The sequence below is a fragment of the Kineosporia mesophila genome, from assembly GCF_021129235.1.
Classification (GTDB): Bacteria; Actinomycetota; Actinomycetes; order Actinomycetales; family Kineosporiaceae; genus Kineosporia; species Kineosporia mesophila.
In genome coordinates this window covers 13,901-29,103 of sequence record NZ_JAJOMA010000029.1, presented here as the reverse complement: position 1 = coordinate 29,103, position 15,203 = coordinate 13,901, and the positions used below count along the sequence as shown (strand labels likewise).

Below are 15,203 nucleotides of genomic sequence, written 5' to 3'. Positions count from 1 at the left end.
CTACGGACGCGCGTACCACTGCGCCAGACGCCCGAAACCCTCTTCCAGGCTCACCGCCGGGGTCCAGCCGAGCGTGGCCCGGGTGGTGCTCTGGTCGAACCAGTGCGCGGTGGCGAGCTGTTCGGCCAGGAAACGGGTCAGGGGCGGGTCGTCGCGACGCCGGCCCAGGGCCCAGACCCCCTCGACCGCGGCCCCCGCGGCCCAGGCCACGGGGAAGGGAATGCGCCGGGTCGGGGCCGGCACCCCGGCGGCATCGCAGAGCCGGGCGAAAAGATCGGCCACCGGCCGGGGCTCGCCGTTCGTGACGACCAGGGCGCGGCCGTGGGCCACGTCGATCCGGTCGAGGGCCGCGACGGTGGCGTCGACGGCGTTGTCCACATAGGTCGTGTCGATGAGCGCCGCCCCGGAACCGATGAGCGGCAGACGACCCTCGCGGGCCCGCTGCACGATCCGGCCGACCAGCTGGGTGTCGCCCGGACCCCAGACCAGGTGGGGGCGCACGGCGACGACGGCCAGTGCGGACGAGTCGGCCGCCAGGGCGATCAGCTCGCCCGCGGCCTTGCTGCGCGCGTAGTTGCCCCGCGCGTGCTCCGGATCGGCGGGCCCCGCACCGTCACCGATCAGCGCCACACCGCCGTGGGCGACCGACGGCGACGACACGTGCACCAGGCGGGACGCGCCCGCCCGCTGCATCGCGGCGACGAGATGGCGCACCCCGTCGACATTCACGGCCTCGTACTCGGCCCACGGACCGATCACGTTCACCTTCGCGGCCAGGTGCACCACCGCGTCCATACCCTCGACGGCCCGCAGAAGAGTGGACGAGTCGGTGATGTCGCCGTTGATCTCCTGAATACCGGCGACACCGGCCAGCGACGACGGACGGCGCTGGAGCACCGTCACGTCGTCGCCCCGTTCGGCCAGTTTCCGGGCCACCCCGCCGCCGAGCATCCCGCCGGCGCCGGTGACGAGGATCTTCACGAAGAGCGCGAGCCGGCGAGCAGAGCCGCTGCCCGGCGGCCCACCTCGTCCCGGTCGATCTTGGAGTTGTGGCGGATGTCGGTCTTCAGGGCATCGGTGACGAGCACCGCGACCAGTTCCAGCCCGGCCGCGGCCCGCACGGCGGCGGCCAGTTCCAGCGGCGCGACCCCGAGTTCGGCGTCGGGAGCCTCGACCACGGCCACCAGCTGGTGCGCCCCGGCCCGGCCGATCCCGACCAGCGCCGCGCGCCGCACCCCGGGCACGGTCTGGATCCGCTGCTCCACGCCGTACGGCGTGACGAAACCACCCGCGGGACGGATCACGTGGATCAGTCGCCCCTCGACCCAGAGCCGGCCGTCGGCGTCGAAATGCCCGACGTCACCCGTGCGGTGCCAGCCGTCGGTCGTCGACGTCTCCCGCTGGGTCAGCCACAGCTGGTCGTAGCGCTCCTTGAGATGCGGCGCCCGCACCAGGATCTCGCCGGTGACGGCGGTCTTGGCGGTCGTCTCCGTCCGGCTCGCCCGGCCGTCCGCGTCCAGCGGGCTGATCCGGATCTCCACCCCCGGCATCGGCCGGCCGACCAGCACACCGTTGCCCGGACCGGCCGCCACCAGCTCGGGCAGGTCGACGTCGGTCAGCAGCAGGGCCTCGGTCATGCCGTACGGCGTGTGCAGCTCCGCCTGCGGCAGCAGACCCTGCAACGTGGTGAGCAGCTCGGCCGGCACCGGGGCCCCGGCCGACAGCAGCAGCCGCACCCCGGTCAGCGCCGAGCGGTCGTCAGCAGTCAGTGCGGACGAGGTCGCGAGCACGTTGGCCAGCGCGGCGGGGGAGGCGAACACCACCGTGGCGTCGAGCGCCCGCGCGGCCTGGGCCAGGGCACTCGCGGTCAGGGTGCGCGGCGCGGTGACATCCATCGCCGGCACCACCGAGGGCACGCCCAGCCCCGGGCCGAAGAGGGCGAACGGGGCGAACGCGGCGACGAAACGGTCGTCGTCGTAAGGGTTCTCGCTGCCTGTGCGGAGCTTGTAGGCCGACCGGAGGGCATCGCGCACGCCCTCGAGCTGACGGTGGGTGTAGACCACGCCCTTGGCCGGTCCGGTCGAACCCGAGGTGAAGATGACCATCGCCTCGGCATTTTCGGCCGGGGCGGGCGGAAGGTCGATCAGCGTGACCTTCTTCAGGTCTTCCAGCGCCAGGCCGGCGCCCAGGGCCTTCGCCCGGGCCGAGCCGGCGGCGATGCCGACCGAGATCTTCTGCCCCGGCCAGCGCAGCGCCCGGGCGGCCAGCAGCCCCCGGTCGATCCCGATGACGTGCTTCACCGCCGAGCCCCGGATGGCCCGGTGCAGGCCGGGCAGGCCCAGACCGGCGTCGGCGATCACCGCGACGGCACCGATGCGCAGGCAGGCGTAGAGCGCGACGGTGAGGTCGGCGCCGGGCGGGACGAGCAGCGCGACCCGGTCGCCGGGCTTCACCCCACTGGCGGTCAGCCCGGCGGCGACGCGATGAACATCACCCGAGAGCTGCATCCAGGTGGTCGTGCGCCAGCTGCCGATCTGCCCACTCCCGTGCCCGGTCGGCTCGACCAGGGCGGGTGAGAGGTCTTGCGCGCGGGTCTCGAGCGGAGCCCACAGTGACCGGCGGGCCTCATCGGGGAGGAACCGCTGGATCACCTCGGGGAGGCCATCGGTGGTGCGGTGGGACGGCACCGCCGGTGACCCGGGCAGCCGGGGCTCCACGTCGTCCTCAAGCCACTGTCGTACCGCGCGGGCCACCTCGGCGTCTTCGGCCACCAGGTGGCCGGCCTTCTCGAACCGGTGCACCTTCGCGTGCGGCAGGCGCGAGCGCAGGTCACGCAGGTAGAGATCGGTGAACACCGGGTCGCGGGGGCCCCAGAGCATCAGGGCGGGCCGGTCGGAAAGGCCCGGCAGCCCGTCGACGATGCCCTGCAGCGCGGGCCAGCTCGGGTGCTCGGCGTTCACCGGGATGTCCTCGACGAACTCGTCGATCCCGCCACGCCGCGAGGCGCCGCGGTAGGGGTCGAGATAGCCGGCGCGCACCTGCGGGGTCAGCCGCGGGTGGGCGATCGCCAGCGTGCCCTGCAGGAAGATCGGGGTGGTCGCGGTGACCAGGCGCCGCAGGCCGGGCAGCCGGGCCGCGGCGATCAGGAACGGCAGCGCCGAGCCGGGGGGCTGGTGCACGGCCGTGTTGAGCAAGGCCACGCCGGCCAGGCCGGCGCGGTGGTTCACGGCCCAGCCCAGGGAGATGCAGCCACCCCAGTCGTGCCCCAGGGTGACGACGGGGCCCTGGATACCGAGCTCGTCGGTCAGGGCCCCCAGGTCGTCGAGCCGCTGACCCAGGCGCCGCCGGCCCGTGCGCGACGACCAGCCCATGTTCAGCTGGTCCATCGCGATCACGCGCCACGGGCGGTCGCCGGTCGACAGCTCGGCGATGACGTGCCGCCACAGGTACGACGAGGTGGGGTTGCCGTGCACGCACAGCAGCGTGCCGACGGGTTCGCGGTCGAGCACGGCCTGGTTGTCCAGCACGTGCCAGGTGCCCTCGGCCGTAGCCACCGAGCGCACCCACCGGGGGTCCACGCCCTCCGCGATCTTCAGTGTCATCGGCTGGGTCACCAGATCACGGGCAGGACGCCCGCCGTGAAGCCCGCCGCGCCGCAGACCAGCAGGACCTTGTCGCCCTTGGCCAGCTGCCCCTGCTCGGAGGCCAGGCTCAGCGCGAGCGGGATGCTGGCCGCGGCGTTGTTGCCGAACCGGTCGAGGGTGACCGCGACCCGGTCGCGCGGGTAGTCGATCGCCGCGCAGAGGGCCTCGGTGACGCTCTTGGAGACCTGGTGCGGAACGATCATGCGGATCTCGTCGGTCTGCCAGCCCACCTCGGCGATCGTCTTCTCGATCAGCGGCGGGATGTGCTCGATGGCCAGCTTCTGCAGCGTCGAGCTGTCGCACTCGAAGTACGAGCGGGAGTTGTCGCGCACCATCAGGTTGCCGCCGTAGAGCACCGTGGAGAGCTCCCACTGCGAGCCGTCGGAGACGAACCGCCCGGGCAGCAGACCGGTGTTCTCCTCCTCGGTGGCCTCCAGCAGCACCGCGGCCCCGGCGTCGCCCAGGGTCAGCGCCGCGAGCTTGGTGCGCAGCTCGATGGAGCTCAGGATCTCCCAGTTGATCGTGGGGGAGAGCACCTCACCGGCCACCACCAGCACCCGGCGGGCCCGGCCGGTCGCGATCGACGCGGCGGCGAAGTCCAGGCCGTTCAGGAAGCTGTTGCAGGCGTTCTTGATGTCGGCGAACGTGGCGTTCCGAGCGCCCATCTTGTGCTGCACGATGGCCGAGGTGGCCGGCTCGGAGACGTCGTGGGACGCCGAGGAGTAGATCAGCAGGTCGACCGACAGCGGGTCGACGTCGGCGTTGCGCAGGGCCGCCAGCCCGGCCTGGGAGGCCAGGTCGGAGGAGGTCGTGCCCGGCACCGCGTGACGCCGCTCGCCCACACCGGTCAGACGCTGGACCAGTCCGCCGGGCATGGTGAAGCCCCGACTGCGGGCAGTAACGGCGTCTTCGATCTCGGCGGACGTGACCACGCCGTCCGGAATCGCATGTCCGGTACTGACCACCGCAGAATTGATCAAGACTCTCTCACCTTGGCGACTGTGGGTAGTGAAGGTCCGGACCTGACGTCTCTGTCTCCGGGCCGAGGCCGTCTGCCATCCTGACACGGAATTTCACATCCGCTTCCTGCGGGGCCACCCCTGCTCGTGTCGGTTACTGACATGTCATGACGACGAGCGGCCCGGGGTGGGCGTTCCGTCGCCCCTTCGGGCCCGGCCCGGGAATACACAGCGTCACTGTTCATCGGAACGGGTTCGCCGGGTCTTCCGGGACCTGGTCGCCCGTGGCTGGTTCCCCGGGCCGCCCGATGGCGCCGCGGTGCGGTCGGCCCGCGAAAAGGTGCCCCGGTCGGTGGTCGGTGGCCGAAATCCAATGAGGGACGAGGAAACTGGCGATTCTGGTCGGGTGCGGCCGAAGTGGGTTGCCAGTCGCGGATTTACGGACGTGTGTGGGTCGCTGACGCTGTGTGCCCGGCGGAATTGCCCGTTTCGGAGCGGTATTTGGATGAGTGTTGGTCCATGTACGGAAAGGGCAGGTTGCGTTCCGGGGTCTGAGCTGTGAATATGATCAATACATCGGCTTCCGTGGGCGAGTGGATCAGGCTCACTCTGCCCGGACCCAGCCGGATGTCCCCAACGTTTCCGGCAACCCGGTCGCCGGCCCTCGAGCAGAGCGTGGGGCCCGCACCGATCCGGTGCCGTCTCCTACGAGCACGGGCCCGGGTCTTCCCCAGCCGCTTTCCCGTAAGGCAGATCCAGATGACGAGCAGATCACCTTCGACGGCCCCCACCACCACGCTGCGCCTGGTGCGCCAGGGTCGCCACGCGGCCGCTCCGGAGCCGGAGATCGAACCGGGCTCGGAGATGGCCCTGGCGATGCTCATGTCGCAGGCCTTCGACCAGCCCGGCGCCCTCGACCGCCCGATGGTCGTGAAGCAGCGCATCGCCCGCGACGCCGGCAACCTCCGCCGCCTGCGCCGCGTGCTGACCGATGTCAGCGACCCCGTGCGCCGCGCCGAAACCCAGGCGGCCGTGCGCACACTCAGCGAGCACATCGCTGCGGAGAACGACGCTCTGGACCAGATGATCGAGCAGGGCCGCACCCGCCGCTGGGGCCCGAACGACTTCGAGCCCGGCGACCGTGTGCGCTATCTCTCGGTCTGGTACGAGGTCATTACGGTGGGTCCCATCGGCCTCACCGTCCGTTTCCACCGCCCGCGCGACGGCAGCAGCTGGGACGTCCCGGCCGAGTATGCGAAGGTCACCGGCCGTCGCCGCAACGGTGTCGAAGACATCGACGCGGCGTGATCGACAGGCCGTACTCGCTGGTCTACGCCGGCACCGCGGGGGCCGACCTGAGTGAGCGCGAGCTGAGGCGATGGCCGGTCCGGGTCGCGACCGCAACGCCGCGGATGTTCGCCCCCGACCGATGCGCCTGCTGACCCGGCAGGCTCCCCGGATGCGCCGGCCGATCGGCGGCTCCGCCCCGGAAATCGCTGTGCGAGAACTCCTCTACGACCGGGCGCAGGTGTAGACCCTGCTCTCGGCCGGTGTCTCGCCGGTCACCGGGAAGGTGACCTCTGCGCGCCGGGGCTCGACCTCGTCCTCAATCATTTCTCCTACCCGGACCGAGAAGGCGCCCACCGCATCAGATGTCGGTGGATCCCGCGAGATCCTTCCGCGTGAGCAGGTCATCCGGCCGGGGGCCTGGAGCGAGATCGTCATCGCGGTCCCGGAGTCACTGTCGAGGGGCAGGCGCCGGGGTGTGGGTGTGACGTCGACGCTGTCGATGATCGCCGAGACGACGTGGGCCGGGGCGCTGGTCGTGAAACGCTGCCGCCCTCGAACAGGTCGTGCAGGCGCCGCAATCCCCGATAGGAGCCACCCTCCTGGAGCCCGGCCGCCCGCCGCCGAGGCCCCCTCAAACCTTCCGCGATCATGCAAAACCTCCCCAGAGTTCTAGAACTCTTGCGCTGAAAGTTCTAGAACTCCGGGGAGGTTTTGCATGATCACGGAGGAGTTGGGGGTCGCGTCAACCCCCGCTGGATCGCGGGTTCAGCCCGGGGGCAGTGCCGACAACGATGGCTGGCGCCGGTGCGCCTGGTGCAGTCCGGTTCCGAGTGAAAACCATTGTCGCAGTGGTCCACCGCGAAGTCGGCGAAATCCGCCGATACGCCCTACGGGCGTGGTTCAGGCGGTTTATGGTGGCCGAGCCGCTGCGGTTCAGCGCACCGCGTGGCGGGGGACCGACACGAGCCGAGGCCCTGGGCCCGGCCCGCGCCCTGATCGTGCCGATCTCCGCGAGAGCTCCTTCCGACTGAGGGGATCGACCATGTCCACCACCGCGTTCGCGAGAGGGCTGCGGTTACGCCGGCTCTCCCGTTCCGGCGACGACAGATTCGTCGTCGTGCCGCTCGACCATCCGATCAGCGACGGCCCGATCATGCCCGGCACCGCCCTCGACGACCTGGTCGCCGCGGTGGCCGAGGGCGGAGCCGATGCTGTCGTCCTGCACAAAGGAGCGCTGCGCCGCGTCGAGCCGTACCGGTTCGCCGACCTCAGCCTCATCGTGCACCTCAGCGCGAGCACCGCCCAGGCCCCCGACCCGGATGCCAAATACCTGGTCGCGACCGTGGAGGAGGCGCTGCGGGCCGGGGCCGACGCGGTGAGCGTGCACGTGAATCTCGGCTCGCTCGACGAGCGCCGGCAGGTGGCCGACCTGGCCGCGGTGGCCGAGGCCTGCGACCGCTGGAACCTTCCGTTGCTGGCCATGGTGTACCCGCGTGGCCCCCGCGTCAGCGATCCGCGGTCGCCCGAGCTGATCGCCCACGCCGCCCTGCTCGCCGCCGAGCTCGGGGCCGATCTGGTGAAGACGCCGTACTGCGGTGACGTGGCCGCCATGCGCGACGTGGTGCGGACCTGCCCGATCCCCCTGCTCACAGCCGGTGGTGTGCGCATCGCCGACACCTCCGAGCTGATCGAGCACGTGGATGCCGTGATGAGCACCGGGGCGGCCGGCGTTGCCATGGGCCGCAGCATCTTTCAGTCCGGTGACCCGGCCACGGTCACCCGCTCGGTGGTCCGGGCCGTGCGCCGGGCGCCAGAGGTCTCGGGTACGCGCGCGCCCGTGCGCCCGGTCGAGATCCTCGCCCGCTGACCCGCAGCTGAACCCGTAGCGCCTCCCAACCCAAGGAGAACGTAGATGAAGCTCTGCTGGCTGGACGTCACCACAAGCAACGGGTCGCGGGAAGCGATCATCGAAGAGGCCCTGCACCACGGTATCGACGGCATTCTGACCGATGATCTGGGCACGCTGGGGAGTGTTCCGCCGAGCGTCACCCGGGTGCTGTTCCTGCGGGAGAGCAACGACTTGCCCGACGAACTGCCCGGTGTCGACGTGGTGATCGCCGATCCGGCCCGCCACGGGGACCCGGCGGTCCTGGCCCTGAAATACCCCGACGTGGAGGTGGGGCCGTTCGTCGAGATCGTCGACGCGCCCTCGCTGGAGAACGCCTGCCGCGCCGCCGCCACGCAGAAGTGGAGCCTGCTGAGGTTCCGCGACCCCACCAAGATCCCGTTGGAGATCGTGCTCGCCGCGGCCGACCGGGCCCAGGGCAGCATCATCACCGAGGTCGCCGACGTGGAGGAGGCCGGCATCGTCTTCGGCGTGCTGGAGCGGGGTTCCGACGGGGTACTACTCGCGCCGCAGGTGGTGGGTGACGCCGCGCGCCTGGCTGAGGCGGCGCAGACGGTCACGCCCGAACTGAAACTGGTGGAGCTGGTGGTCAAGGAGGTGGCGCACGTCGGCATGGGCGAGCGCGCCTGCGTGGACACCTGCACGTACTTCCGGCAGGACGAGGGCATTCTCGTCGGGTCGCACTCCACCGGCATGATTCTCTGCGTCAGCGAGACCCACCCGCTGCCGTACATGCCGACCCGCCCGTTCCGGGTCAACGCCGGGGCGATCCACTCGTACACCCTGTCGGTCAACGAGCGCACCAACTACCTCAGCGAACTGCGCTCGGGCAGTCAGGTTCTCGCCGTCGACGCGCGGGGCCAGACCCGTGCGGTCACGGTCGGCCGGGTGAAGATCGAGACCCGTCCCCTGCTCTCGGTCACGGCCGAGGCCCCCGACGGCACCCGGGTCAACCTGATCCTTCAAGACGACTGGCACGTGCGAGTTCTCGGCCCGGGTGACGCAGTGCTCAACAGCACCGAACTGACGCCGGGCGACCGGGTCTGGGGCTACCTGCCCACCGCCTCGCGGCACGTCGGCTACCCGATCGACGAGTTCTGCCTGGAACAATAACGTCCCCGTGATCAGGCAAAGTGTCCCGGGGACACTTTGCCTGATCACGAACGAATCAGAACTTCAGGGCGGGGAAATCCTTGCGCGCCTGATCGAACTCAGCCTGCTTCCAGCCCGAGTTGAACACCGTCGCGGCCCGGCCGCTCAGGTCCTTACCGGCGGCCGCGCTGGTGAACAGCACGTACTCGCCGACATTCATCGACCGGGTGTACGCCGGGTCGGCGCCGTCGTTCTCCATGCGCGTCGGGAAGTACTGCGCCGTGAGCCCGAAGAACTTCTCCATCACCTCGGGGCTCTTACCGCCCTCCTGCCACAGCGGCAGGAACCAGCCCTTGAACCAGGCGGCGTTCCTCGCCCCGGCCGGCAGGTTGTCGCTGCCCTTCGAGAAACTGGCGAGAACCCGCTCGGCGTCGGCGGTACGGCCGGTGCTGGCGTAGAAGTCGTACAGGCAGAACTCGGCCCACTTCGAGTCACCCCAGATCGGGAAGGCCGGCGAGCCGTGCGTGCCCTGGCTCGCACCCTCCACCTGGTGGCAGGCCTCGTGCACGATGATGTCGTGTAGCTGGGTGTCGTCCTCCTTCCAGTTGCCGTAGCCGATGTCGTTCGTGGTGCGGAAGCTGGACTTGGCGTCGAACCGGCCAGAGACCGTGCCGCCGCTCACCGTGTCCTTGTGCAGGAAGAACAGCGCGGGTTTCGGCGCGCCCCATTGCTCGCACGCCGTGCCGACCTTCGCCGTCAGGGTGCGCGGGGCGTCGCACGCGCCGTACGACTTCTTCAGGTACTTCCACACGTCCGTCGCGAACGGTGTCACCCAGGCGGTCTGCGCCGCGGGCAGGGCTTTGAGCTGGTCGTTGTAGTACACGGCCACGTCGCCGTTGCAGCCGACCCGCGTGAGCTTGTCGGTGTGCTCGGCCACGTAGTCGGTGAGGGTCGCCGGGGCGTCGGTGTGGCAATCGGCGGTGGTCGGCTTCGGGTCCGAAGTCGTCGTGGTGGTGGGTTTCTGGGTAACTGTGGACGTCGGTGTCGGCGCGGCGGTCGGCTTCGGCGGAGCGGTGGTGGCCGTGGGCGGGGTGGCCGTGGGCGGGGTGGTCGTTCCGTTGGCCCCGGTCACCGCGACCTCGTAGATCCGTGCGGCGGCGCCCTGGTGGCGCTTCTGTTCGGGGGTGCTCACCAGGAGCTGCACGTACCGGCCCGCGGTCGTGACCGTCCGGGTGGTCTGCGCCGCGTGGTTGTTCCGCACCCGCGTCACGGTCGTGTACTTCTTGCCGTCCGCCGACACCCGCACCGTGAAGGCCCGCGTGTTGAGCGACGCGTCCTCACCCCCGGCCTGCGCGTGCTGGACGGTCACCGAGGTCAGGTCGTACGAGCGACCGAGGTCGATCGTCAGGCGGGGCGTGCGCGCACCGGAGCACCACTTGTCCGAACGCCCGCCGTCCACCGTGCCGTTCACGGCCTGAGCCGGGGTCTCGCTGGTCGTGCAGGCGGCCGAGCCGGTGACCTTCTTGTTCAGGGCCAGGTTGGTCGCCTTCTCGGCCGGGGGGCTCGCGGCGGTGGTCTTGGCGGCCCAGGGCCGCACGGCCAGAGCCGGTGACGCGACCAGCGCCACACCGACCCCGAGCACCGCGGCCGCCGTGCCGGTGGAGTAGAGCAACCGCTTGCGGTTACCCCGTACGGGTCGTGCCATGCGTCGTCCTCCGAGTTCAGGGTTCGGCGCCGGCGGACCGGCCGCCGGCGGATGACGATCAGCCACGCAATCGTCATCCGGCCTAGCCGGATGTCGGGGGAGTATCAAGGCGTTCCCAAGAAACACCCGTGCGGGAGTGCACCTTTCAGTGAATGGTCAACGCCCTGTACGGGTTCGGACGACAGCGAGTGTGCCGTCAGAGGCAGTTGCCCACCGAGGACGACCCGTCGGCGGTGCCGGCACTGCCGGTGGTGAACGCTTCGGTGCGCTGACGCCCCGTGCCGTGCGCGCCCTCGGCGAACCAGGGGATGCCGGGCTGGTCGCCGACCGCCTCCAGGGAGTTCAGCAGCTCGTCCAGGTCGCCGTCTTCCAGCGTGAGCTTGTTCTCCCGCACCGAGTCGCCGAGATAGGCCCCGGCCAGGCAGTCGGCCTGGAGCTCGTGCTCGATGGTCAGACGATGCGAGATGCCCAGCGAATCCTGCACGGCGTGGGCGTACTCGTGGCCGATCACGTAGAAGACGAACGCGTCGCCGATCGACTCGTACTGCTCCTTGATGAAGTTCGCGTCGTAGGCGATGAAGTTCTCGCTCGGGCAGAAGAAGGCATTGTTCTGCGCGAAGGGCTCACCGCCGCAGGTGCCGTCGTCCGGCCCGGCGTAGGGGATGACCGCCTCGACCGGCTGGAACTGCCCACCTTGCGAGGCGAAGAACGTCGCCCAGTAGTTCTCGATCGAGCCCACCGCGCCGTTCAGATCCTGTTCCAGCTCACTCGTGGCCGGGGATTCCTCCGGTCCGGAGCCCGGATCGCCCGCGGAACAGCCGGTCAGCGCGAGCACGACGACGACCGGGGCCAGCCGCATCCACAGCAACCTCATATCGCCCGATAATAGGTCAGAGGTGATCTCTCGTCCCGTCGGGAGCGGGTCGTCTACGTGCAGGCGATGAAGGCCAAACCTGAGAAGCGGCAGCCATCCGCCGCCTGACCAGGGGCTGGCCCAGCAGGATCCCGCCGAGCACGAGCAGCAGCCCGGCCAGCTGCTTGACCCCGAACGCCTCCGACCCGACCAGCACCCCGAGCAGCACGCCCGCCACCGGGTTCAGCAGCCCGATCAGCCCCACTGTCGCGGCGTTCAGACGCCGCATGCCCTCGAACCAGACCGTGAACCCCAGCGCCGTGGCCACGAACGTCACGTAGCCGTAGGCCACCACCCGCTCGGGAGTCAGGGCCGGGGGAGCACCCTCGATGAGCCCGGCCACGGGCAGGATCAGCAGTCCACCCGCGATCAGCTGCCACGAGGTCAGGGCCAGGAGGTTCACGTCCGGGCTCCAGCGTTTGGTCAGGATCGCCCCGACGCACGACAGGGTCATGGCGGCGAGCGAGGTCAGCACCCCGCGGTAGTCGACCGAACCCGGTTCGCCCAGCAGCATCAGGGCCACCCCGCCGATCCCGATCACGGCCCCGGCCACCGCGGGCACCTGGGGCCGCTCGGCCAGAAGAGGCCAGGCCAGCAGCATGAGCATCACCGACGAGGTGGCCATCAGGGTCGACGCGATGCTCGCCGGCAGCAGCTGGGCCGTGGCGTAGATCAGGGTGAAGAACGCCCCGAAGTTCACGGCCCCCAGCAGCAGCGACCGCCACCACCACGAGCCTTTCGGCAGCTCCCGGGTGATGAGCAGCAGCAGGATCCCGGCCGGCAGGGCGCGCAGGGCCCCGCCGTAGAACGGGTAGTCGGCGGGCAGGCTCTGCCGCGTGACGAAGTACGTCGCACCCCAGGAGATCGGGGCGACGGCCGTGATCATCACCCACCGCATATTAGCTTCCATGGAAGCTAATATAGCTTCCCGGGAAGCTATAAACTCACCACCATGACCGATCACGTAGCCCGCGTAGAACAGGAGTGGGCCCGCGAGCGTCCACAATTGGATGTCGGCCCGATCCGCGTGATCGGCCGGCTGCACCGCCTGGCCAACGCCCTCACCCCGCAACTGACCCGCGTCTACCGCGAACATGGGCTCAGTGAGGGCGAGTTCGACGTGCTGGCCGCGCTGAGGCGGGCCGGCGCACCCTACGAGCGGGCCCCGGGCGAGCTGGCGAACTTCACCATGGTCACTACCGGCGCCATGACCAAACGCCTCGACCGGCTGTGCGGGGCCGGTCTGGTCACCCGTCGGGCCAGCGAAATTGATGGACGAGGACGCGTGGTCGCGCTGACGCCTCACGGCGTCGAGGTGATCGACCGCGCCTTCGATGCCCACATGGCCAACGAGAAAGAACTCCTGGCCCACTTCACCCCCGAGGAACGCCAAACCCTGGAAGCCCTGCTGACCACCTGGCTAGAACGCTACGAGAGCCAAGGCCCCCCAACCCTTCCGTGATCATGCAAAACCTCCCCGGCGTTCTAGAACTCTCGCGGCGAGAGTTCTAGAAGTCCGGGGAGGTTTTGCATGATCACGAAGAAAAAAGGGGGTTAGGGGGTCAGGGCTGTGGCGCAGGAGGTCTGGCCGCTGCACTTCTTCGCCCGGATGACCCTGCGGTGCAGTTCCGCACGGCTCCTCCTCGACACGTCCCGGTAGACGTTGTGCATCTCGAGTGGGTCGGTGGCCAGGTCGTAGTACTCGCGGTCGCCGTTGTCGTACTCGACGTAGAGCCACTTCCGGCTGCGCAGGGCCGTGTAGTTCGGGGGGATGGGGCTGCGGAAGATGCCGTTGTCCGGGTCCATCCGGTCGAGCTCCATGCCGGTGTGCTCGATCAGTGAGTAGAGCCGGTCGGTGACCCCGCCCTTCCACAGCGGCACCAGGCTCTGGCCGTCGACGGTGGTGGGTACCGTCGCCCCCGCGATCTCGCCGAACGTCGAGCGCAGGTCGACGGTGGACGCCGGGGCGCTGACGGTGCTGCCGGCCGGCACGTCCGGTCCGACCACGATCATCGGCACGTTCACGTCGGTGTCGAAGGCCGTCATCTTGCCGCTGATCAGCGAGTGCTCACCCATGTGATAGCCGTTGTCGGAGCTGAACACGATGTAGGTGTTGTCGGCGATGCCGCTCTTCTCGAGCTGGGCCCGCACGGAGCGGATCATGTCGTTGATCGACTGCACCGCCTGCACCCGCTGCCGGAACTGCTGATCCATCTTCGCTTTCCGTGACGGCGTCAGCTTCTGCGAGGCCAGCCACCGCGGCGGGTTCGTGTTCTTCCGGTCGTAGGAGCCCGCCGTCCGCGGCGCCTTCAGCCCCGGGTAGGTATCGGCGTGACGCGGCGCGGGGATGTACGGCTTGTGCGGCGTGAAGGTGGAGAGCTCCAGCATGAACGGCTCGCCCTCGGCCGCCGACCGCCCGATGAAGTCCTGCCCGAGGCCCGACAGCACGTCGGTCAGGTAGTCCGCATCGTTCCTGCCGTAGTGCCGGACCTGGCCGTTGATGTTCAGGTTGTAGCTGAACCCGGCGTAACCGCTCGCCGCGAGCGCCCACTCGTCCCAGCCGGCCGGGTTGTTCGTCGTCGGCTTCTTCGGGCTGCCGGGCTGGTACTCGTTCATGTACTTGCCCATCATCGCCGTGCGGTATCCGGCGTCCTGAAGGTCGGTCGCGAACGTGTCCTGGTCCAGGCCCAGCTTTTTGAACACCTGATAGCCACCGCCCGTATCCGCGGTGTTTGTCTTGATGCCGGTGTTGTGCGGGTAGCGGCCGGTGAAGATGTTCGCGCGCGAGGGGCAGCACAGCGAGTTCGCCACGATGTACTGGTCGAACGTCACGCCCTCGGTCTGCATCTTCCCGACCTCGGACATGTACGGCACCAGGTTCATCGAGAGGTCGTCGGTCAGCACGAAGACGATGTTCGGCTTGCCGGCCTGCGCCGATGCAGCCGACGAGGCGGGCGCGGAACTCGCGACCGGTGATGCCGGGGCCGACGCGTTGCACGCCACCACGGCCGTCATCAGGACGGCAAAGATCAGCGCGGCAGCGCGGGTCTTCAGCATCCTGCGATCATAAGGTGCGTGCGGGTTGACTTTTGACCGATTCCGGCCGATCTTCGCTACGCATTCACCCTGAGATAACGCAAAACGACGAACGTCATTGCGCTCTTCGGGTGGAAGGGCCGGCCCTCGACGAAGACCGGCCCCGCCGTCCGGTCAGACGTAGAGCGTCCACTTCTGGTAATTGCCCCCGTTGCAGCCGAGTGTGTACACGGACCCGTCCGCGTTGCTGTCGAGGCAGCGGCCCGTCTGATTGTTGCGGATCGTGCCGTCGCTGTACCGGGTCCAGTTCTGGTAGTTCCCCCCGTTGCAGCCCAGGGTGTAGGTGCTGCCCTGGTAGTTGCTGTCGAGGCAGCGGCTGGTCGCCAGGTCGCGGATCGTCGAGGAGATGAAGTTCCACTTCTGGAAATTGCCGCCGTTGTAAGGAAGCGTGTACACGCTGCCCTGGAAGTTGCTGTCCAGGAAACGCCCGGTCTGCTGGTTCATCAGGAAGTAGCTGGTGCTGGCGGCCCGGGCCGTGGTCAGCGGGACGGCCTGGAGCTCCTTGGGCGCGTCGGCGGCCGCGGCGACGGCACTCTGGGTCGATCCGAGCACGGCGCCGGTGGCCAGTGCCCATGCGAAAGTCATTGACAGAAGGGTT

At 69.5% G+C, this 15,203-nt stretch carries 13 protein-coding genes; 5 read left to right on the top strand and 8 right to left on the bottom strand.

What is annotated here, in order from left to right:
- From LR393_RS29825 to LR393_RS29815, 3 genes are read right to left on the bottom strand one after another with little or no spacing between them, the layout of a single operon-like run.
- A complete protein-coding gene (locus LR393_RS29825; protein ID WP_231488380.1) occupies window positions 1-981 on the bottom strand; it encodes an NAD-dependent epimerase/dehydratase family protein in 981 nt (326 codons plus the stop codon).
- Complete coding sequence (locus LR393_RS29820; RefSeq protein ID WP_231488378.1) at window positions 978-3,602, bottom strand: alpha/beta fold hydrolase; 2,625 nt, start codon at window positions 3,600-3,602, stop codon at window positions 978-980. The genes LR393_RS29825 and LR393_RS29820 overlap by 4 nt, the downstream gene beginning before the upstream one ends.
- Before the next feature lie 8 nt (window positions 3,603-3,610).
- Window positions 3,611-4,624, bottom strand: coding sequence for a 3-oxoacyl-ACP synthase III family protein (locus LR393_RS29815; protein WP_231488376.1), 1,014 nt, complete (start codon window positions 4,622-4,624; stop codon window positions 3,611-3,613).
- Window positions 4,625-5,362: 738 nt separating this feature from the next.
- On the opposite strand from LR393_RS29815, the gene LR393_RS29810 reads away from it, so the two are divergent.
- The 4 genes from LR393_RS29810 to LR393_RS29795 all read left to right on the top strand — a co-directional run bounded on the left by LR393_RS29810 (window position 5,363) and on the right by LR393_RS29795 (window position 8,912).
- Window positions 5,363-5,911 (top strand): hypothetical protein, encoded by a 549-nt coding sequence (locus tag LR393_RS29810; RefSeq protein WP_231488375.1) that lies wholly within the window; start codon window positions 5,363-5,365, stop codon window positions 5,909-5,911.
- On the top strand, window positions 5,908-6,045 hold the full coding sequence (locus LR393_RS29805; RefSeq protein WP_231488373.1) for a hypothetical protein: 138 nt from the start codon (window positions 5,908-5,910) through the stop codon (window positions 6,043-6,045). The genes LR393_RS29810 and LR393_RS29805 overlap by 4 nt, the downstream gene beginning before the upstream one ends.
- A gap of 890 nt (window positions 6,046-6,935) precedes the next feature.
- Window positions 6,936-7,760 (top strand): 2-amino-3,7-dideoxy-D-threo-hept-6-ulosonate synthase, encoded by an 825-nt coding sequence (locus LR393_RS29800; protein ID WP_231488372.1) that lies wholly within the window; start codon window positions 6,936-6,938, stop codon window positions 7,758-7,760.
- Window positions 7,761-7,805: 45 nt separating this feature from the next.
- Window positions 7,806-8,912: a 3-dehydroquinate synthase II family protein gene (locus tag LR393_RS29795; protein ID WP_269328099.1), complete on the top strand. Its 1,107-nt coding sequence runs from the start codon at window positions 7,806-7,808 to the stop codon at window positions 8,910-8,912.
- A gap of 55 nt (window positions 8,913-8,967) precedes the next feature.
- On the opposite strand, the gene LR393_RS29790 is transcribed toward LR393_RS29795, so the two are convergent.
- The 3 genes from LR393_RS29790 to LR393_RS29780 all read right to left on the bottom strand — a co-directional run bounded on the left by LR393_RS29790 (window position 8,968) and on the right by LR393_RS29780 (window position 12,419).
- Window positions 8,968-10,596 (bottom strand): discoidin domain-containing protein, encoded by a 1,629-nt coding sequence (locus tag LR393_RS29790; protein WP_231488371.1) that lies wholly within the window; start codon window positions 10,594-10,596, stop codon window positions 8,968-8,970.
- A 196-nt stretch (window positions 10,597-10,792) separates the two neighbouring features.
- Window positions 10,793-11,470, bottom strand: coding sequence for a neutral zinc metallopeptidase (locus LR393_RS29785; RefSeq protein WP_231488370.1), 678 nt, complete (start codon window positions 11,468-11,470; stop codon window positions 10,793-10,795).
- A 16-nt stretch (window positions 11,471-11,486) separates the two neighbouring features.
- Window positions 11,487-12,419 carry a DMT family transporter gene (locus tag LR393_RS29780; protein ID WP_231488369.1) on the bottom strand — a complete coding sequence of 311 codons (933 nt, stop codon included), beginning with the start codon at window positions 12,417-12,419 and terminating at the stop codon, window positions 11,487-11,489.
- Window positions 12,420-12,461: 42 nt separating this feature from the next.
- On the opposite strand from LR393_RS29780, the gene LR393_RS29775 reads away from it, so the two are divergent.
- On the top strand, window positions 12,462-12,971 hold the full coding sequence (locus LR393_RS29775) for a MarR family winged helix-turn-helix transcriptional regulator (protein WP_231488368.1): 510 nt from the start codon (window positions 12,462-12,464) through the stop codon (window positions 12,969-12,971).
- Between the two features lie 92 nt (window positions 12,972-13,063).
- On the opposite strand, the gene LR393_RS29770 is transcribed toward LR393_RS29775, so the two are convergent.
- Both LR393_RS29770 and LR393_RS29765 read right to left on the bottom strand, forming a co-directional pair.
- Complete coding sequence (locus LR393_RS29770; RefSeq protein WP_231488366.1) at window positions 13,064-14,566, bottom strand: sulfatase family protein; 1,503 nt, start codon at window positions 14,564-14,566, stop codon at window positions 13,064-13,066.
- Window positions 14,567-14,719: 153 nt separating this feature from the next.
- A complete protein-coding gene (locus tag LR393_RS29765) occupies window positions 14,720-15,190 on the bottom strand; it encodes an RICIN domain-containing protein (protein ID WP_231488365.1) in 471 nt (156 codons plus the stop codon).
- Between the last annotated feature and the right edge of the window lie 13 nt (window positions 15,191-15,203).